General features: G+C 67.7%; 18 protein-coding genes. 14 read left to right on the forward strand and 4 right to left on the reverse strand.

The features are described 5' to 3' along the window. Nucleotides 1-79: 79 nt before the first annotated feature. The gene (locus G7043_RS14100) at nucleotides 80-475 is read left to right on the forward strand and encodes an ATP-binding protein (protein WP_166046057.1); all 396 of its coding nucleotides are present in this window, start codon (nucleotides 80-82) and stop codon (nucleotides 473-475) included. An 82-nt stretch (nucleotides 476-557) separates the two neighbouring features. Then, nucleotides 558-959: an ATP-binding protein gene (locus G7043_RS14105; protein ID WP_166046058.1), complete on the forward strand. Its 402-nt coding sequence runs from the start codon at nucleotides 558-560 to the stop codon at nucleotides 957-959. Here G7043_RS14105 and bla read toward each other — a convergent pair. Genes bla through G7043_RS14125 form a run of 4 tightly spaced genes read right to left on the reverse strand, consistent with a single transcriptional unit; the run spans nucleotide 952 to nucleotide 3,516 of the window. Then, a complete protein-coding gene (bla, locus tag G7043_RS14110; protein ID WP_166046059.1) occupies nucleotides 952-1,851 on the reverse strand; it encodes a class A beta-lactamase in 900 nt (299 codons plus the stop codon). The genes G7043_RS14105 and bla overlap by 8 nt on opposite strands. 4 nt (nucleotides 1,852-1,855) lie before the next feature. Then, complete coding sequence (locus G7043_RS14115) at nucleotides 1,856-2,224, reverse strand: UTRA domain-containing protein (protein WP_166046060.1); 369 nt, start codon at nucleotides 2,222-2,224, stop codon at nucleotides 1,856-1,858. Further along, nucleotides 2,113-2,376, reverse strand: a complete 264-nt coding sequence (locus G7043_RS14120; RefSeq protein WP_166046061.1) for an AfsR/SARP family transcriptional regulator — start codon at nucleotides 2,374-2,376, stop codon at nucleotides 2,113-2,115. The genes G7043_RS14115 and G7043_RS14120 overlap by 112 nt, the downstream gene beginning before the upstream one ends. Before the next feature lie 21 nt (nucleotides 2,377-2,397). Next, complete coding sequence (locus G7043_RS14125; protein WP_313887866.1) at nucleotides 2,398-3,516, reverse strand: alpha/beta hydrolase family protein; 1,119 nt, start codon at nucleotides 3,514-3,516, stop codon at nucleotides 2,398-2,400. A gap of 133 nt (nucleotides 3,517-3,649) precedes the next feature. Between G7043_RS14125 and G7043_RS14130 the strand changes: the two genes are divergently transcribed. From G7043_RS14130 to G7043_RS14185, 12 genes are all read left to right on the forward strand, one after another. Next, the gene (locus G7043_RS14130) at nucleotides 3,650-5,029 is read left to right on the forward strand and encodes an extracellular solute-binding protein (protein ID WP_166046062.1); all 1,380 of its coding nucleotides are present in this window, start codon (nucleotides 3,650-3,652) and stop codon (nucleotides 5,027-5,029) included. Then, the gene (locus G7043_RS14135) at nucleotides 5,022-5,900 is read left to right on the forward strand and encodes a carbohydrate ABC transporter permease (protein ID WP_207311138.1); all 879 of its coding nucleotides are present in this window, start codon (nucleotides 5,022-5,024) and stop codon (nucleotides 5,898-5,900) included. Before G7043_RS14130 ends, G7043_RS14135 begins: the two co-directional genes overlap by 8 nt. Further along, nucleotides 5,897-6,718, forward strand: a complete 822-nt coding sequence (locus G7043_RS14140; RefSeq protein ID WP_166046064.1) for a carbohydrate ABC transporter permease — start codon at nucleotides 5,897-5,899, stop codon at nucleotides 6,716-6,718. The genes G7043_RS14135 and G7043_RS14140 overlap by 4 nt, the downstream gene beginning before the upstream one ends. Continuing rightward, nucleotides 6,718-7,701 (forward strand): ABC transporter ATP-binding protein, encoded by a 984-nt coding sequence (locus G7043_RS14145; RefSeq protein WP_166046065.1) that lies wholly within the window; start codon nucleotides 6,718-6,720, stop codon nucleotides 7,699-7,701. The genes G7043_RS14140 and G7043_RS14145 overlap by 1 nt, the downstream gene beginning before the upstream one ends. Before the next feature lie 4 nt (nucleotides 7,702-7,705). Next, a complete protein-coding gene (locus tag G7043_RS14150) occupies nucleotides 7,706-8,392 on the forward strand; it encodes a phytanoyl-CoA dioxygenase family protein (protein WP_166046066.1) in 687 nt (228 codons plus the stop codon). Between the two features lie 98 nt (nucleotides 8,393-8,490). Then, a complete protein-coding gene (locus G7043_RS14155; protein ID WP_313887867.1) occupies nucleotides 8,491-9,312 on the forward strand; it encodes an ABC transporter permease in 822 nt (273 codons plus the stop codon). Beyond that, entirely contained in the window at nucleotides 9,309-10,316 is a 1,008-nt protein-coding gene (locus tag G7043_RS14160) for an ABC transporter substrate-binding protein (RefSeq protein WP_166046067.1), read from the forward strand. Before G7043_RS14155 ends, G7043_RS14160 begins: the two co-directional genes overlap by 4 nt. A 32-nt stretch (nucleotides 10,317-10,348) precedes the next feature. Next, on the forward strand, nucleotides 10,349-11,137 hold the full coding sequence (locus G7043_RS14165) for an ABC transporter ATP-binding protein (protein ID WP_313887868.1): 789 nt from the start codon (nucleotides 10,349-10,351) through the stop codon (nucleotides 11,135-11,137). Nucleotides 11,138-11,230: 93 nt separating this feature from the next. Then, entirely contained in the window at nucleotides 11,231-14,137 is a 2,907-nt protein-coding gene (locus G7043_RS14170; RefSeq protein ID WP_166046069.1) for a PQQ-dependent sugar dehydrogenase, read from the forward strand. Between the two features lie 162 nt (nucleotides 14,138-14,299). After that, nucleotides 14,300-16,303, forward strand: a complete 2,004-nt coding sequence (locus tag G7043_RS14175; RefSeq protein WP_313887869.1) for a PQQ-dependent sugar dehydrogenase — start codon at nucleotides 14,300-14,302, stop codon at nucleotides 16,301-16,303. Continuing rightward, nucleotides 16,303-17,232 (forward strand): hypothetical protein, encoded by a 930-nt coding sequence (locus G7043_RS14180; protein ID WP_166046071.1) that lies wholly within the window; start codon nucleotides 16,303-16,305, stop codon nucleotides 17,230-17,232. The genes G7043_RS14175 and G7043_RS14180 overlap by 1 nt, the downstream gene beginning before the upstream one ends. A 265-nt stretch (nucleotides 17,233-17,497) precedes the next feature. Then, nucleotides 17,498-19,528 carry a tetratricopeptide repeat protein gene (locus G7043_RS14185; protein ID WP_166046072.1) on the forward strand — a complete coding sequence of 677 codons (2,031 nt, stop codon included), beginning with the start codon at nucleotides 17,498-17,500 and terminating at the stop codon, nucleotides 19,526-19,528. Nucleotides 19,529-19,585 lie beyond the last annotated feature (57 nt).

Consider the following 19,585-nt stretch of genomic DNA (forward strand, 5'->3'; position numbering starts at 1 on the left):
GGTTTGGTGGCTGATGGAGTTGGGTAACCCGGCCGCGAACTGATCAACTGCTGGAGAAGCACGGGACAAGAGGAGCGGTTTGGCCCACGACCAGGCAGCGACGACGGGTGACGCGGCTCGTCTGCCTCTGGGCAGGCAGCGGCCGTCGCTCGCGGCGGTGCGGCGCTGGGTGCGGCTGGAGCTGATGAGGGAGGACGCCGACAGCGTGGCCGACGTGCTGCTGGTGGTGAACGAGCTCGTCAGCAACGCCTACCGCTACACGTCCGAGCCGTCGTTCCTGCGCGTCGTCGTGGAGAAGTCCAAGATCCGCGTCGAGATCGCGCACGACGCCCGCGCTCACCCCCCGTTGCGGAAGGTCTCTCGGCCGCAACGCGGATATGGCCTGGTCCTGGTCGCCCGGCTGTCCGACAGGTGGGGTGTGGACCGCGCGCACGGCGGCACGGTGGTGTGGGCCGATCTTCCGAGGTTCCCGTGATTCCAGTTCGGTGGGTTTCGATCTGCGCGCGCCTGGGTACGGATCCTCCTGCCTTGAATGAACAGGGCGCGGGGAGATGCTGATGGGTATTGCAGGACGGTCCAGCGAACGACTGGACCTCGTCCTACCGGAGGGGAACATGCCGCTCGCGAACGTGCGAGCGGAGGTGCGCCGACTTCTGCTGGGGATGCACGAGAACGTCGTGGTCGACGTGATGGTGGTGGCCACGGAACTCGTGAGCAACGCCTACCACCACGGTGCGCCACCACGTCGTGTCCGGATTCTGCGTCTGCCCGAACGTGAGGTCGTGCGGGTGGAGGTCGACGACGGGACGCCAGGCCGGTTCCCGCAACTCGGCCGGATGGGGTTCCTGGGACGACGACAGCGCGGGTTGTTGCTGGTCAACGGCTTGGCGCAGGTGTGGGGGCACTACCGGTACCCCGACCTCAAGACGGTGTGGGCGGACGTGTCCTCGGTCAGATGAGGGTCTTGACCACGTAGGCGGTGGCCTCGGCGATGAGGGCCTCGTCGTACTTGGCGTCCGCGGACGACCTGCTGGACATGATCGCGATCAGGATCGGTTCCCGGCCGGGCGGCCACACGACGGCGATGTCGTTGGCCGTGCCGTAGCTGCCGGTGCCGGTCTTGCTCGCGACCTTGCTGCCCTGTGGCACGCCCGCCCGGATCCGCTTGGCGCCGGTGACCGAGCGTTCCAGCAGGTCCTTCAGGAAGTCGCGCTTCGCCGGTTCGAGCGCGTCGCCGAGGACGAGCCGCTGGTAGTCCGTGCCGAGCGAGCGCGGCGTGGCCGTGTCGCGCGGGTCGCCGGGCGTGGCCGAGGTGATGTCGGGCTCGACGCGGTCCATCCTGGTCTCGTCGTCGCCGAGGTCGCGCAGGTACCTGGTGAGTTCGGCGGGGCCGCCGAGGGCGCGCAGCAGCAGGTTGCCGGCCGTGCCGTCGCTGTGGCGGACCGCGGCGTCGCACAGGTCGCGGAGCTTCATGCCGGTCTGGACGTGCTGCCTGGTGATGGTCGAGCTCTTCATCAGGTCGGCCTCGGTGTAGGTGACCACGGTGTCCAGGTGCGTCATCGGGTTGCGGTGCAGCACGGCCGCGGCGGCGAGGCCCTTGAACGTCGAGCAGAACGCGAACCGCTCGTCGGCCCGGTGCTCGATCGTGCCGACGCCCGCCGCGTAGACGCCCAGCCGTGCGTCGAACTTCTTCTCCAGCTCGACCAGCGCGTCGTGCTTCACGGGCGCCGCGCTGGTGGTCGTGGTCGTTGTTGCCGGTGGCGGGGTGGTCGTCGGTGTGGCCGGGGTGGCGGCGCAGCCGGCGAGGGGGAGCAGGGCGAAGGTCTTCAGCACAGCACGTCGAGCGGTCACGCCCTCACGCTATTCGATCTCCGCCCGCGACCTTCCACGCGTGATCGGCTCGCGGCAGGTGCATCGTGAGGTGCGCGCGATCGCTCCGCAGGACGACCCACGACCGTTCGACCGGCAGACCGCGGAAGTCGTGGCCCATCCACGAGACCGACAGCACCGGTGTGGCGGGGCGGAGGTCGAGCATTCCGGCGAGGCGCGGTGTGGCGAGCGTGGTGGTGCACCACGGGTGCAGCTCGCCGAACCGGATCTTGTACCGGTCCGTCAGGAACTTCCGCAGCGGCGTGGTGCGGTCGTAGGCCTGCCGGCCTTGCGCAGCGCGGACACGGCGTTCAGCAGGATCCCGCGTGCCGTCGGCGGGTGCCCGTCCGGCCACAACGCCTCGGTGAGCTCGCTGATCGACACGACCCGGCCCGCGTTGAGCAACAGGAAAGCCAGCGCGGCCCGGCGGGTGAACCCGCCGACCGCCTGCTCCCTGCCGTCCACGCGGACCTGCAGCGGTCCGAGGACGGCGAACTCGACAGACATCGGTTCGGACCATACCGCTGGTCAGCCCACCAGACGGATCCCCGGATGGCGCGGCCGGTCGAACAACGTCGTCCCGCGATGCTTCAGGTGGAGATCGAAGAACGCGGCCACGTAGTCGTGCTGGGCGTCGAGCGCGTCCTCCGGGTTGATCGTCCCGATGAGATCCGCGCGGCGTTGCGGTGAGATCTGGGCGATCTGCGGCAGCGACCACTGCATGTCGCTGAAGCCGAGGTGGGCGCCGTTGTCCAGGTGCACGTCCCGCTTCCAGCCGCGCTGCTTCGGCCAGAAGTCGGCCCACGTCCTGGTCAGGCTCGTGTCGACGTGCGAGAGCTCGCGGTCACCGAGATCGCCGCCGAACAGCAGGAACGGCCGGTCGAGCCCCTTGGTGACGACCTCGCCCGGTGCGTAGGTGCCGCCGTCGCCGGTGTGCTCCATCGCGCCGTCGATGTTGATGCCCGCGTCGAACCTGCGGTCGTGCGCCATGGTTTCGCCGGCTGTGTAGCCACCGTAGGAGTGCCCGGCGATGCCCACCCGGCTCGTGTCCGCCCACCTGTGCAGCCGCGGGAGTTGCGTCAGCACGAACCGCATGTCGGCCACGCGTGCGTCGATGGCCTTCTTCATCGTTTCCGGCTTGCTGTCCGGCAACAGGCCCCACTCGAGCCGGTTGCCGGGGAACTCCACGGCCACTGACTCGTGGGTGTGGGAGACCGTCACGACGACGTAGCCGCGGCTCGCCAGATCGTCGGCGGCGCCCGCGTAGAACTCGCGGGGCGTCTGCAGGCCCGGCGAGAACAGCACGACTGGCCACTTGTTCCTGATCGGTGGGGCGTCCACCCGGGCCTGCCGGAGCGTTTTCGCCCAGTCGACCGTCCCGGCTGGGATGTCGAGGTAGTCGGGGCTGGAGATGATCGGGTCGATGGCCGTCGCGAGGCCTTCCGCGAGCCAGGGCGCCTGCTGGCCGCGGCGGTGGGCCGGGTAGCTGACGGTGACCATCAGTTCCCGGTTCTTCGACGGCTGGAACGGGTCGAGTCGCGTCGAGTCGACGAGGTGAGCGCCCAGGGTGCCGACTGGGAAAGGTCCGGTGAGCTGCGGGGACACCAAGGTCGAGGCGGCCAGGACAGCCGCCATGAGCAGTTGCACGTTGATCTACCCCCTTCGCGCGCCAGCCTCGCAGCCGCCCACTGAGAGGGTGCTGAGAACTTGTGGTCGAGGTGATCCAGTGCCAGGTTGGAGGTTGACGTACCAGCTGGTCCTCTGGGTGGGGAGATCACGGATGCGGCGTACGAAGGTGTTCGGGTTGCTGGCGGTGTGCGGACTGCTGGCGGGCTGTTTGGGGCAGACGCAAGAGGGTGATCAGGCGCAGAACGCCGACGCCAAGGAGATCACGCTGACGATCGTCGCGAACGCGGCGGCGGGCGGGAAGAACGCCCGCGGGGCGAACTGGCTGCAGAACTGGGTGATCCCGAGGTTCACCGAACTGCAGAAGGCCAAGGGCGTCACCGCGACGATCAAGTTCGAGCAGAACGGCGCCGGCGACGAGGACTTCAAGACCAAGGTCGCGCTGGACCTCAAGACCGGTGGTGGCGGCGACATCATCGAGATCGACGGCATCTGGCTCGGCGAGTTCGCGCAGGCCGGGCAGATCAAGCCGCTGAACGACGTGGTCGGCAACACCGACTGGGACGGCTGGAACCAGATCCCCAAGGCCGTGCAGGGCCTCGGCGAGTTCGACGGCAAGCGCTACGGCGTGCCGATGGGCACCGACGGGCGTGTGCTGTTCTTCAACAAGAAGCTGTTCGCGCAGGCCGGGTTGCCCGCGGACTGGCAGCCGCGCAGCTGGCAGGACGTGCTGGACGCGGGTGCCCGGTTGAAGGCGCTGCCCGGTGTCACGCCGATCCAGCTCAACGCCGGCACCGCGATGGGCGAGGCCACCACCATGCAGGGCGTGCTGCCCCTGCTCGCCGGCGCCGGCAAGCCCGTCTACGAGAACGGGAAGTGGCAAGGGGACTCGGCCCAGCTGAAGGACGTTCTGGGGCTGTACCAGAAGGTCTACGGCGGCGGGCTCGGCGATCCGGTGCTGCAGCAGGAGGCCAAGGGACGCGACCGGTCGTTCACGCTGTTCGGCGAGAACAAGATCGGCATTCTGCTGGAGAGCGACTACTTCTGGCGTTCGGTCGTAGAACCCCGCAACGGCGTGGCGAAGATGGCCGACCGCGACACCGCTGTCGGCTGGGCGCTGGTTCCCGCGAAGCAGGCCAAGGCGGGGGTGGGCGGACAGGACTTCGTGAGCATGTCCGGCGGCGGTGTGCGGGTGATCAACCCGAACACGAAGTACCCGAGGCAGGCGTGGGAGTTCATGCAGTTCCTGAACTCCGCGGAGGCCGTGAAGGAGTCGCTGGCGGGTGCCGCGCAGCTCACCCAGCGGCAGGACGTCAACGACGAGGTGCTCAAGGGCGACCCGATGCTGACGTTCATCTCGGAGAAGGTCCTGCCGATCACCCGTTACCGGCCGGGGCTCGCCGACTACCCGAAGGTGTCGGCGGCGCTGCAGCAGGCGACCGCGGACGTGGTGGCGGGCAAGAGCCCGGACGACGCCGCGAAGGCCTACCGCGACGCGCTGGTGAAGGCGGTCGGTGAGGGGAACGTTGGCTAGCTCCCTGGACAGCTCCGGGTTGGGCGTCCGGCGCGCGGTCGGGTTCGTCGCGCCGGCACTGGTGCTGATCGGGGTCTTCCTGGTCTTCCCGGCGCTCTGGACGCTCTACATCGGGATCACGAACTACCAGCTCACCGGACCCGCGGCGGCCAACCCGCGGGTCGTCGGGCTGGACAACGTCGTCGAGGCCGTGCGCGACCCGTTGTTCACGAACTCGGTGTGGCTCACGGCGTTGTTCGTGCTGGGCTCGGCGGTGATCGGGCAGAACGTGCTGGGGTTCGGGCTGGCGTGGCTGTTGCGCGCGGTCCGGCCGTGGCTGCGCCGGACCGTCGAGGGCCTGGTGCTGCTGTCGTGGATCCTGCCGGGCACGGTCGTGGCGTACCTGTGGTTCGCGGTGCTGAGCCGCGACACGGGCACGCTGGGGTTGCTGCTCGGCTCGCCGGAGACCGCGTGGCTGGTGCAGTACCCGATGACCAGCCTGATCATCTTCAACGTGTGGCGCGGCACGGCGTTCTCGATGCTGCTCTACACCTCCGCGCTGGCCGCGGTGCCGCCGTCGCAGCTGGAGACCGCGCGGCTGGTGGGTGCGTCGGGGTGGCAGACCGTGCGGGACGTGGTGTTCCCGCACATCCGCGGGCACGTGCTGACCAACACGTTGCTGATCAGCCTGTGGACGGCCAACGACTTCACGCCGTTCCTGCTCACCGCGGGCGGGCCGAACCACCAGTCCGAGGTGTTGCCGGTGCTGATCTACCGGCAGGCGCTGGAGAGCGGGCAGCTCGGGTACGCGTCCGCGATGTCGATCCTGTTGCTGCTGGGCAACCTGGCGATCGCCCTGGTGTACCTGAGGTTGCTGCGGAGGCGGGCATGAGTCCTCTGTGGATGGTGCGGCGGATCGGCTTCTACGTGCTGATCACGCTGGTGCTGGCGTTCTTCGCGGTGCCGATGCTGTGGCTGGCCTCGGCGCCGTTCGACTCGAAGCCGGGTCTCGGGTTGCGGTGGCCGGACTGGACGTTCTCGAACGTGGTCGCGACCTTCGAGCATCCCTATGCGCTGACGTCGTTGGTGAACTCGTTGGTGCTGTGCGTGGTCGCGACGGTGGTGACGACGGTGCTCGCGGCACTGGCGGCCTATGCGTTGTCGCGGGTGCGGATTCCCGGCCGGGATCTGTTGCTGTACCTGCTGTTGCTGTTGTCGTCGGTGGTGACCGGCACGGCTGCGATGGTGCCGATCTTCGTGATGATGCTGCAGCTCGGCCTGATCAACTCGCAGTTCGGGACGGCGCTGGTGATCGCGGGCGGCATGTTGCCCGCGGCGATCTTCATCCTGAAGGACTTCATGGACGCCGTGCCGCGCTCGTACGAGGAGTCGGCGCGGGTGTTCGGCGCCTCACCGCGCCAGGTGCTGAGCCACGTCGTGCTGCCGGTCGCCCGGCCCGGTGTCGCGACGATCTTCGTGTGGGCGTTCGTCAACGCCTGGGGCAACTTCCTGCTGCCGTTCCTGCTGCTGCGCGACGTCGGCCAGCAGCCGGCGGCGGTGCTGCTGCGCACCCTGTACGACGAGGGCGGCAGCGCCAACCTGACGGTGATCCCGGTGTTCTCGCTGCTGTACTCGATCCCGGTGGTCGTGCTGTACCTGTTCGTGAGCAAGCGGTACGGGTTCCGATTCCACGGAGGCATCAAGAGCTGATGGCGGGCATCACTGTCGAGGGTCTGTCGACCGTCTACCCCAACGGGGTGCGGGCGGTGGACGAACTGGACCTCGAGATCGTCGACGGCGAGTTGTTCGCCCTGCTCGGCCCTTCCGGCTGTGGCAAAACCACTCTGCTGCGCACGATCGCCGGGCTGGAGGGCGCTTCCGAGGGCGCGGTGTCGATCGGGGCGCGGGACGTGACGCGGATGCAGCCCGGTGATCGCCGGGTCGCGATGGTGTTCCAGGACTACGCGTTGTTCCCGCACATGACGGTGTCGGAGAACATCGCCTATCCGCTGCGAGTGCGCGGGGTTCCGAAGTCCGTGCAACAGGAGACCGCGGTGCGGACCGCCAATGGCTTGAGTCTCGGTGCGTTGCTGGATCGGCGCCCCGGACAGCTTTCCGGTGGGCAGCAACAACGGGCGGCGCTGGCTCGTGCGGTGGCCGCGTCCGCCGAGGTCCTGCTGCTGGACGAACCTCTGTCCAACCTGGACGCCCGACTGCGGCTGGAGGCGCGGACCTTCCTGAAGAAGCTGCAGCGAGAACTCGCTTTGACGACGGTGTTCGTGACGCACGACCAGGCCGAGGCGCTGGCACTGGCCGATCGGATCGCGGTGATGGACTCCGGCCGGATCCGGCAGCTCGGCACCCCGCGCGAGGTGTTCCAACGACCTGCGGACACGTTCGTCGCGAACTTCATCGGATCGACGCCGATGAACCTGGTACCGCGCGGGGACGTCATCGTCGGCGTTCGACCCGAGTACCTGGTGCCCGCTTCCGAAGGTTTGTTCACCGGATCGGTGTCCATTGTGGAGAATCTCGGCGTCACGTCGCTGGTGACGCTCGACTGCGGCGAGGACCAGATCGGCTACGTCGTGCCCGAGGACGACGAGCCCGAAATCGGCGTGACCGTGACCGTGGACGCCCCGCCCGCACGCGTTCTGCGCTATGACAAGGAGACCGGCCTACTCGTGAGGTGACGCGATGTTCCAGACCGACGGCTACGAGACGCGTGCCAGTGTGCTCGCCCCCGCGAAGTTCGAGGCGCTGGCGCGGCACTTCGAGGCCAAGCTCGCGGCCCTGCCGGAAGACCAGCGGCCCGAGCACATGGACGTGCCGCACCTGACCGACCCGGCGCTGTTCGAGTGGCTGCTGGACCCGGACGTGCTGGACCTCGTCGAGTCGCTGATCGGCCCGGACATCGCGTTGTTCTCGTCGCACTTCATCTGCAAACCCGCCGGTGACGGCAAACCCGTGCCCTGGCACCAGGACGCGCACTTCTGGCGCGACACCATCGCACCGGCGGGCGACGCGATCACCGTCTGGCTCGCCATCGACCCGTCCACCGTCGAGAACGGCTGCCTGCGGGTGATTCCCGGCAGCCACCTGGCGCCCGTCTCACATCGCGGCAACGACGACTCGTTCTTCAACCAGGAGACGGAGGTCGACGAGGCGCGGGCGGTCGACGTGGAACTGCAGCGCGGCGCGTGCAGCATCCACTCGGCCATGCTGGTGCACGGCAGTCCGCCCAATCGCAGCAAGCAGCGGCGCTGCGGTTACACCATGCGGTACATGCCGACAACCGTCAGGTTCCTGAAGTCGGGCGATCATCGGATCTATCTCGCGCGCGGCCGCGATCACGCGGGCAACGTCTACGCCCCGGTGCCCTGACTCAGTGGTCTGGTCCACCTTGATCGGTCCACCTGCCTTGACCGGTAGGTGGACCGGACATAGCGTACGGGAAAGCGCTTTCCGACGGAGGGAGCTTCGTGAAACCGGTTTCGGGGGACCGTTGGCGCGGCGTTGTGGAGCGAACGTGGCGTCCCGCAGCGTTGTTGGCCACCTGTCTGGCGATCTGGCACCTCATCACCGTCAGCGGCCTGGTCGAGGCCTATCTGGTGCCGTCGCCGAGCAAGACCTTCCAGCTGCTCGTCGACAAGTGGTCCTACCTCTGGGGCCACACCTGGGTGACGACCTACGAGACGATCCTGGGCTTCGTCATCGCCGGCATCCTCGGCGTGCTCGTCGCCGTCGCCATGGTCTACTCGCGGACGATCGAGAGCACGGCGTACCCGCTGCTGCTGTTCGCCCAGGTCATCCCCAAGATCGCGATCGCGCCGCTGTTCGTGGTGTGGCTCGGTTTCGGCTTCGAGCCCAAGGTCGTCGTGGCCGTGCTGATGGCGTTCTTCCCGGTCGTCATCTCCACCGTCACCGGTCTCAAGTCGGTCGACACCGAGATGCTCGAACTCAGCGCCACGATGGGCGGTGGCCCGATCAAGACGTTCGTGAAGATCCGCTTTCCCGCCGCGCTGCCGCACCTGTTCGCCGGCCTCAAGGTCGCCGTGACGCTCGCCGTCACCGGTGCCGTGGTCGGTGAGTTCGTCGGTTCCAACGAGGGTCTCGGCTACGTGATCCTGCAGGCCAACGGCAACATGGACACGCCGATGCTGTTCGCAGGGCTGATCGTCATCTCGGTGGTCGGCATCCTCCTCTTCCTCCTGCTCGACCTCGCCGAACAGCTGATGCTGCCGTGGCACTCCAGCAGGCGTGGCGCCGCCGTCACAACCCTTCTCGCGAAAGGTGGGACATGAAGAAACTGCTCGCAGGCCTTCTCCCCGCGATGCTGGTGGTTGCCGCCTGCGGAGGCGGTGGCGGCGGTACGACAGCATCCGGTGGTGAGGTCAAGGACGTCACGCTCACCCTCAACTGGTACCCGTACGGCGAGCACGCGCCGTTCTACTACGGGGTCAAGCAGGGCATCTTCGAGAAGCACGGCATCAAGCTCAAGATCCAGGCGGGCCAGGGTTCCGGCAAGACCGTCACCGCGACCGGCGCGGGGCAGACGGACTTCGGCTGGGCCGACACGTCCGCGCTCGCCACGGCCGTCGAGCAGGGCGTGCCGGTCAAGAGCGTCGGGGTGTTCCTGCAGACCACGCCGGCGTCCGTGCAGTTCTTCTCGGAGAAGAACATCAAGAAGCCCGCGGACCTCAAGGGCAAGTCGGTGGCGACGACCGCGGGGGACGCGTTGACGAAGACGTTCCCGGCGTTTCTCAAGCAGAACGGCATGCAGGACTCCGACGTCTCGATCCAGAACATCGACCCGGCGGGCAAGATGGCCGCGGTCATCTCCGGGCGGACCGACGTGCTGCTGGGCTTCGCGTCCGACCAGGGGCCGACGATCAAGGAGAAGTCCGGCAAGGACGTCGGCTACCTGCGGTTCTCCGAGTTCGGGTTGAACTACTTCAGCAACGGGCTGCTCACCAGCAAAACCATGCTGCAGAAGGATCCCGAGCTGGTGAAGAAGATGGTCGCGGCCACTCAGGAGGCGTGGGCGGAGGCCGAGAAGGCGCCGGACGCCGCGGCCGAGTCGATGAAGGGCGCCGCCGAGCAGCTGCCGTCGCCGACGGTCGTGCTGGAGCAGTTCAAGACGACGCTGACGTTGCTGCACACCGATGCGACGAAGGGCAAGGCGCCGGGCGTCAACACGGTCGACGACTGGAAGAAGACCATCGACACCTTCCAGAAGACCGGCATCATCAAGCAAGCTGCCGAGCCCTCCGCCTACTGGGAAGAAAGCGTTGCCCCGAAGGGATGAGCGCAGCGGGAATGAGCACAGTAGGGATGAGCGTGACTCTGGGAACCACCACCTCCGCCGTCGCGATCGACGACGTCTCCGTGCGCTTCCAGTCGAAGCGCACGGAGGTGACGGCGATCGGGCAAGTCTCGCTCGACGTCGCACCGGGCGAGTTCGTGTCCATCGTCGGCCCGTCCGGTTGCGGCAAGTCGACGTTGCTGAAGCTCGTGTCCGGGTTGTTGAAGCCGTCCTCGGGGTCGGTGACGTTGCTGGGGGAGGAGGTGCGCGGCCCGCGGCACGACATCGGGTTCGTGTTCCAGCGGGCGGCGTTGCTGGAGTGGCGGTCGGCCAGGAAGAACATCCTGTTGCAAGCCGAGATGCGGGGCATGAACGCGGCTGAGGCGGGCAAGCGCGCCGACGAGCTGATCGAGATGACCGGGCTGGCGGGGTTCGAGAACGCCCTGCCGCACGAGTTGTCCGGTGGCATGCAGCAGCGGGTGGCGTTGTGCCGCGCGCTGCTGCATCAGCCGCGCGTGCTGCTGATGGACGAACCGTTCGGCGCGCTCGACGCGTTGACGCGGGAGCAGATGAACGTCGAGCTGCACCGGGTGTGGCGGGAGACCGGCACGACGGTGCTGCTGGTGACGCACTCGATCGCGGAGTCGGTGTACCTGGCGAACCGGGTGATCGTGCTGACGCAACGGCCGGCGGTGGTCAAGGAGGTCATCGAAGTTGACTTGCCGGCGGAGCGCGACTACTCCGCGACGATGGCGAGGGCCGAGTTCGCCGCGGCGACGGCGCACATCAGAGACTTGCTGGGGGCCGTGACAGGACATGACTGATCCGGTCTTGTGAGCGGGGACACCCGTGGGTAGTCTCGGGTGAGTCGCCGCGTGGTAAGCGCTTTCCCAAGCCGATCCACGAGGTGATGTGCGATGTCCGGACGATCGCTCTCGGTCCTTGCCGTGCTGGCCGTGGTGGCCGCCACCCTGGTGCCCCAGGCGGCGGCCCAGCCCGGTCCCGTCTCCGATCCGCTTCCCACACCCGCCCCGTCCGGCGTCGGGGTGAAGCTGCAGGAGATCGCGCGGCTGCCGCAGTCGTCGACCACGCCGGCCGCCGGTGACAGCCGGCTCAAGCAGTACAACCGGGTCAACTACCTGGGCGAGATTCCGGACGGTTCCGGCAGGTTCTTCGTGCCGGACATGAACGGCAAGCTGTACACGCTGAACCGCGACGGCAGCGGGCAGCGCGCCTACCTCGACGTGCGCGCGACGATCGGCGGGAACTTCCACAACCACCAGGGGCTCGGCAGCGGGTTCGGGTTCGTGGCGTTCCACCCGCAGTTCGCGACCAACGGTAAGTTCTACACCGCGCACACCGAGGCGAAGGACGCGCTGAAGAACCGCAAGCCGGATCTTCCGTCGTCGTCGAACGCGGTGGTGCACGGCGTGATCACCGAGTGGACGGCGACGAACCCGAAAGCCGCGACGTTCGCGGGCAGCCGGCGGGAGTTGTTGCGCATCGGGTTCGAGATGTACCTGCACGGCTTCCAGGAGATCGGCTTCGGCCCGGACGGCCTGTTGTACCTGGCCGTGGGGGACGGCGGCATCGGTTACCGCTCGGACGTGCCGCAGGACGTGAAGGTGCCGCAGGGCAAGATCCTGCGCATCGATCCGGCGGGATCCAACAGCGGCAACAGGAAGTACGGGATCCCGCCGTCGAACCCGTTCCTGGGCAGGCCGGGCGCGCTGGCCGAGCTGTACGCGATCGGTGTGCGCGACCCCTACCGGTTCAGCTGGGACAACGGCAGGATGTTCCTGGGGCACATCGGTGAGAAGGTCGTCGAGTCGGTCTACGAGGTCAAGCCGGGCGCGAATCTCGGCTGGGGCCAACGGGAAGGCCACCTGACCTACCGCCGCAACGATCCCAAGTGCCAGCTCTACCCGTTGCCCGTCGACGACGCGAAGTTCGGTTACACCTATCCGGTCGCGGGCTTCGACCACAACCGGCCCAACGGTGGTTGTGGGGACAGCGGCAACGCGTTGATCGGCGGCTTCGTGTACCGCGGCACGGCGATTCCGGCGTTGCAGGGCAAGTACGTCTACGGCGAGGGCGTGAAGGGACTGCTGTACTACGCCGAAGAGAAGGACATGCGGGCCGGCGCGCCGATCGCGAAGACGTTCGAGCTCGCGGTGTACGACTCGGCGGGCAGGCGCACGACGATGAAGTCGTTGACCGGCAAGAGCCGTGTCGACCTGCGGCTGGGCACGGACGCGGCCGGTGAGCTCTACGTGCTGGCCAAGGCGAACGGCAAGATCTGGAAGGTCACCGGGACGATCGGGACCTTGGAGGCCTGCGAGTCCGGCAGCGAGGTCGTCAGCGGGGTCAACGCCGCCGCTGACTGGAAGCCCGTCACGGCGTCGCGCTGGCGGTTCCCCGGCAACGAGGTCGTGCTCTCCAAGGCTGGGTCCGCGAGGCCCGGTCCGCGGCGGCCAAACGAGTACGCGGTCGTCACCAAGGGGCCGGCGTTCGGCAACGTGACGGTCGACGCGCAGGTGCGGCTGGACACGCCGGTCTCGCAGAAGGACCGGGACGTGGTGATCGTGTTCGGCCACCAGTCGGACACGCGTTTCTACTACGTGCATCTGTCGTCGGACAACAAGATCTACCCGCACAACGGGATCTTCCTCGTCGACAACGCCGATCGGCTGCGCATCGACGACCAGTGGAACGGCTCGATCGGTGCCGCGCCCGCCATCACGGACATGAAGTGGCACCGGGTGCGCGTCACGCATTGCGTCGACACGGGCGTGATCGCGGTTTACGTCGACGGTTCCTCACAACCGTTGATGACGGCCACGAACACCGTGCTGAAGTCCGGACGGGTGGGGTTCGGTTCGTTCGACAACATCGGCCGGATCGCGGACCTCAGGATCACCGGGAAAGCGGCACCCACCGTGCTGTCCTCGCCGGACGACGTCTCTCCCGGCATCGCCTCGGCGGTCGTGAACCACTACGACTTCGAGCACCCGGTCGCCGGTGATCCGAAGAAGGAGGACGACATCGGCCGGGCCGACGCGCGCACGCCGATCTCGTTGGTCAACGGTGGTGCGGCGATGCGCACGGCGGACGGCGCGTTCCCCGGATCGACGACATCGTTGCAGCTCAAGCAGGTGCGGCCGAACAACAAGAGCAACGACGACTGGAAGGCCGGCGTTTACAACTCCGGCGGTGTCGCGTCGATGAAGGCGTTCAGCAAGGCGCGCGGCCTGTCGATCATGACGTGGGTGAAGGTCACCGGTGAGGCACCCGCGCGCAACTCGAACTCGTCCGGGACCGGTGACTTCTACGGTGCGATCGGGTTCGCGGGGATTCTCGCGGGAGATTCCGACGGTCACGCCGCGCGGGCGTTGCTGGAGACGGAGAACCACGACGGCGCGATGCGGCTGATCGCACTCGGCCGCCGGGTGGACGGCAGCGACAAGCAGTACTGGGTGTCCAGCGCAGACTGGAAAACGCTGATACCAGCTGGCAAATGGGTGTTTCTCGCGGGCACGTTCGACTTCGACAACGGCACGATCGGCCTGTACGTCGACGGCAAGCCCGTACCGGGTTCCTATGCGGTCAAGGGTGATCCGTGGAAGATCATCGGCGCTCCCGAACCCGATCTGACGTCCGCGGCGAACCCGCGCGGGATCAAGATCGGTGGCAGTCATCCGCAGAACAACCGCGAGGTCAACGCGTGCAACTGCCGGTTGGACAGCCTGATGCTGCTGGACCGCGCGGTGACGGCGGACGAGGTGCGCGGGCAGTACGAGTGGGTCGCCAAGGGGCGGAGGTGAGGGGTTGTAACCACCCTATTAGCTAGGTAGATTTCGGGTGCCGCTGCATTGGAAAGCGCTTTCCGCTGCCGTGCTGGCACGGCCTGGCCCACGGGGTGGTGGGGGATGTACAGACGGTTCTCTCGTTTGGCTGTCACAACATTCGTGCTATCAGCGTTGTTCGTGCCCATCGCATCGGCACAGTCCGATGCGCCGATCGCCGATCCGTTGCCGACGCCGGGTGCGTCCGGCATCGGCCTCGAACTGACCGAGGTCGCGCAGCTGCCGAAGTCGGAACCGGTTCCGCCACCGACGGACGCACGCCTGCGCCGGTACAACAGGATCAACTACCTCGGCGAAATTCCGGACGGGTCGGGCCGGCTGTTCGTGCCGGACATGAACGGCAAGCTCTACCTGCTGGACAACGGGGTTCAGCACGCGTTCCTGGATCTGGGCGCGGCCGTCGGCCCCGACTTCCACAACCACCGCGGCCTGGGCAGTGGCTTCGGGTTCGTGGCGTTCCACCCGAACTTCAAGCGCAACGGCAAGTTCTACACCGTCCACACCGAAACCGGTTCCGCGCTCACGACGAAGAAGCCGGACTGGTCTTCGCCGGTCGACAACGTGGTCCACGGCGTGATCACCGAGTGGACCGCGGCCGACCCGCGCGCCGACCTGTTCTCCGGCACGCACCGCGAGATCATGCGCGTCGGCTACGCGTCGTACATCCACGGCTTCCAGGAGATCGGCTTCAACCCGAACGCGCGCCGGTGGAACGAGGACTACGGCCTGCTGTACCTCGCGGCGGGCGACGGCGGCATCGGCGTCTCGACGACGTTGCCGCAGGACTTGGCGCTGCCGCAGGGAAAGATCCTGCGCATCGACCCTGATGGCCGCAACAGCGGCAACGGCCAGTACGGCATCCCGCGCACGAACCCGTTCGTGCACAAGGAAGGCGCGCTCGGCGAGATCTACGCGTACGGCATGCGCGACCCGTACCGCTTCAGCTGGGACTCCGGCGGCTCGCACAAGATGTTCCTCGGCCACATCGGCGAGAAGGCCGTCGACTCGGTCTACGAGGTCCGCAAGGGCGCCAACCTGGGCTGGAGCGAACGCGAGGGCATCTGGTCGTACCGCCGCGGTGACCCGTCGTGCGGCGTGTTCCCGCTGCCCGCCGACGACGCGAAGTACGGCTTCACCTATCCCGTCACCGCGTTCGACCACAACCGGCTCTCTTCCCAACGGCCGTGCGCGGACAGCGGCAACGCATTGATGGGCGGCTTCGTCTACCGCGGTTCGAAGATCCCTTCGTTGCGCGGCAAGTACATCTACGGCGAAGGCGTGAAGGGCCTGATCTACTACGCCGAGGAACGCGAGATGCGTGCCGGCAAGCCGATGGCCACCACCCGCGAGATGATGGTGTACGCCAACGGCCGGCTGACGACGATGAAGGCTCTGGTCAACGACCCCAACCGGGTCGACCTGCGCTTCGGGCGGGACGCCGAGGGTGAGCTCTACGTGCTGGCCAAGGCGAACGGCAAGATCTGGAAGGTGACGGGCGCGCGCACCTTCGCCTCCTGCCGCTCCGGCCACGACTTCGTGAGCGGGGCGACCTCGGCCCGGTCGTGGGAGCCCGTGACGCCCGAGCTGTGGCAGTTCCCCGGCCGTGAAGTCGTGCTGGCCCAACCTGGTGTCGCCCGTCCCGGCCCGCGCCGGCCGTTCGAGTACGCCGTGCTGAAGAAGGGCCCGGCGTTCGCGTCGGTGCAGGTGGACGCGCGGGTGCGGCTGGACACGCCGGTGGCGGAGTCGAACCGGGACGTGATCATCGTGTTCGGGTACAGGTCCGACACCGAGTTCTACTACGCGCATCTGTCGTCGGACAACAAGATCTATCCGCACAACGGCATCTTCGTGGTCAACAACGCGGACCGGCTTCGGCTCGACCACCAATGGGACGCCACGCGGTCCGTCGGTGCCCCTCCGGCGGTGTCGGACACGGCCTGGCATCGCGTGCGGGTCAGGCATTGCGCGGACTCGGGCGAGATCGCGGTGTACGTGGACGGTTCGCCGTACCCGTTGATGACGGCCGTGGACAAGACCTTCTCGTCGGGCCGCGTCGGGTTCGGCTCCTTCGACAACATCGGCCGGCTGCGCGACCTGCGCGTGCAGGGCAAGGGAGTGCGGTGATGAAACGACTGTTCGTCCTCGGTGTGACCGGGTTGCTGTGCCTCGGCCTCGCTGCCCCTGCCCAGGCCACGTTCGGCACCGTGCTGCCCACCCTGTCCCGCAACCTGGTGTCGTACTACGACTTCGAACACCCGGTGCGCGCCAACTTGGCGTTAGAACAGGACAGCGGCCGCTCCGGCACGCAGCTGTCCCTGATCAACGGCGGCGCCGACATGCGCGTCCGGGACGGCGCCTTCCGGCGGAGCCGCAACTCGGTGCAGCTCAAGCAGATCAACCCGACGGTCGCGGGCAACGACGACTGGAAGGCGGGGCTGTACAGCGAAACCGGTGTGCCGTCGCTGAAGGCGTTCAACGGCGTGCGGCAGACGTCGATCATGGGCTGGGTGAAGATGACGGGCCAGAACCCTGCCCCGAACTCCAACTCGGCCAACCCCGCCGACTTCTACGGCGCGATCGGCCTGGCGGGCGTGCTGTCCGGTGACTCCAACGGTCACGCGGTGCGCGCATTGCTGGAGCTGATCCAGGTCGACGGCGAACTGAAGCTGGTCGCGCTGGCCCGGCGGATCGACGGAGGCGAGTCGCAAACGTTCGCGGCCACCGAGGACTGGCAGAAGTTGTTGCCGCATAACGAGTGGGTGTTCCTGGCGGCCACGTTCGACTTCGACACCGGCGCGATGGTGCTGTACCGCAACGGCAAGCCGCTGGCCGGCAAGTACGTCGTGGCCGGTGACCCGTGGAAGCTCGAAGGTGAACCGGAGCCGGACCTGGCGTCGGCGACCGATCCGCGTGGGATCAAGATCGGCGGCAGCTACCCGCAGAACAACCGCGAGGGCAACGCCTGCAACTGCCGGATGGACAGCCTGATGTTCCTCGACCGCGTCGTGAAGCCGTGGGAGGTGCACCTGCAGTACCTCTGGATGAAGGGCTGATCTTCCCTTTCGCGTGGAATCCCGGTAATACCAAGGAGTCTCGGAACGAAAGTCCGAAGGCGCCGTGGTTCTCGCCCGCCGGGCGAGGGCCACGGAGGCCTCGGGTTGGCCCGCGTTCCGTGAGCGGTGATTTTCGTGCGCCGAGCGGACCGAGGCCATTAGTCCCGGCCGATCACCTTCACCGAACCCCGTCGGTTCCTCCTTTGGGGTGACGTCGTAGATCCGCTAGCGTGCGGGCTTCCGCCGAGTCCAACGGAGTGCCCGCGTGAATGTTGGAGTGCCGCCGGAGCGCGGTACCACGACCAACAAGGTGGACGGCGCCGGCAACGTCGTGCAGGCCGGCGAGATCCGCGACGTGCACTTCCACGGTGTGCCGGACGGCGGGTCGCAGCCGGGTCTGGTGTCGACGATCGCACCGACGGATCTGCTGCCGGGCAAGGTGTTCGGCCGCGAACAGCTGGTGACCCGGCTGGTCGAAGTGACCCAGCGCGCGGACGGCACGCGGGTCGTCCTGCACGGCACGGGCGGCAGCGGCAAGACGGCGGTGGCGCTCGCGCTGGCGGACCGGCTCGACCGCGAGTTCCCGCGCACCCGCGTCTGGTGGGTCGACGGGTCGTCGGAGTACAGCCTGTCGGCCGGGTTGCGCGAGGTCGTCTACGACGCGGATCCGCACCATCGCGTCGAGGAGGTCATGCGGGCGTGGCGCGGTGAGGGATCGGCGCCGAACCTGTTGAAGAGGGTGCTGGCGGAGATCCCCGGACGCTGGACGCTGATCATCGACGGCGCCGACGACCAGCGCGTGCTGGCGCAGTGGCGGTCGGCGCTGCAGCACGACACCGGCACGGTCGTCCTGACGACCCGGAACGGCAAGGCGAAGGAGTGGAGCCGCTGCGCCGAGGTGCACCAGGTGAGCACCCTGCACGCGGATGCCGCGGTCGAGATGCTGCGGACGCTGGCTCCCGGCTCCGGCACGGCGGAGCAGGCCCGCGAACTGGCCTGTGCGCTGGGGTACCTGCCGCTCGCGCTCCGCCTGGCCGGGAGCTACCTCAACACGGTGCCCACGCTGCCCACCACCGGCGGACTGGCGTTGCCGCAGAGCTTCGAGCAGTACCGGCTGGTGTTCCACGAACGGTTCGTGGAGCTCGACCAGTTGCACGAGATCGGCAGCGGCCTGGCCGAGCGCGAGCTGTTGTCGCGGACGTGGGAGTTGTCGCTCGACCTGCTGGCGGATCTCGGCATGCCGTGGGCTCGCCCGTTGCTGCGCTGGCTGTCGTGTTTCGAGCAGGCCCCGATTCCGTGCGACCTGGCGAACTCCGAGATCCTGACCCGCTCGACGTTGTTCAAGGGCATCACGGGCATGGACCTGATCCACGCTTTCGTGTTCCTGACGAACTTCGGCCTGGTCGAACAGGTTTCGGTGTGGGGCATGCGGTCCTCGTCGGTCACCACGAAGTGCTGGGTGCTGCACCCGGTGATCCGCGAGGCGAACCGGCACCAGCCCGATGTTCAGCGAGACCTCCAGGCCTACCTCGCGCTGTGCTACGCGACGCTCGACGGCTACACGAGCTTTCTGTCCGCCGAGGTGCAGGAGGACCTCTCGACGTGGGCGGTGCTGAGCCCGCACTGCGAGTTCGTGGTGGAGTGGATTCACCGCGACCGGGCGAAGCTGCCCGTGCCGGAGGACTGGGAGCTGCTGGGGACGAAGCTGTCGTGCGTGGTCGCCAGGTTCTCCGCCCTGTCCGGTCAGCACGACCGCGCGGAGGCGATCTTCCGGCACGCACTGGTCGTGCGGCTGCGCCACCTGGGCGAGACGCATCCGGAGGTGCTCGCCGCCCGCCGCAACATCGTGCTGCTGCGGTGCCAGCGGCACCGTTCCGAACAGTCGCTCGCCGAGCTGGTGCTGTTGGTCGAGGACACCAGATCGGCGTTGGGAGAACGGGATCCGCTCACGATCACCTGCCAGCTGGACCTCGCGCTGGCCCAGGCCCAGTTGGCTGAGGAAGACGCGGCGGATCGCGTGGTCGACGACTACCGCGCCATCGTGCGACTGAGCCGTGAGCTCTACGGCCGGACCGACACCACCGCGTTGTCGGCGCAGATGAACCTGGTCACCGAGCTCGGCCGGCGCGAGGACGAGTCGTGCCCCGCCGAGTTGCTGCGGCTGCTGACGATGATCGAGGAGGTCGAGAACGCCCCTGACGTGGCGATCCAGGTGCCGTTCAGCCTCGGTCGGCTGCGTGCCGCGGTGATGAACCTGCTGCAGAACAGCCGGGGCTGGAGCGAACCGCAGGACTAGCCGGTCAACTGCGCCCCTTCCGCACTTGCGGCGACAACCGCCGAACAGTTTGGTGTG

It is taken from the genome of Lentzea alba, assembly GCF_011067745.1.
In the GTDB taxonomy this organism is placed as follows: Bacteria; Actinomycetota; Actinomycetes; order Mycobacteriales; family Pseudonocardiaceae; genus Lentzea; species Lentzea alba.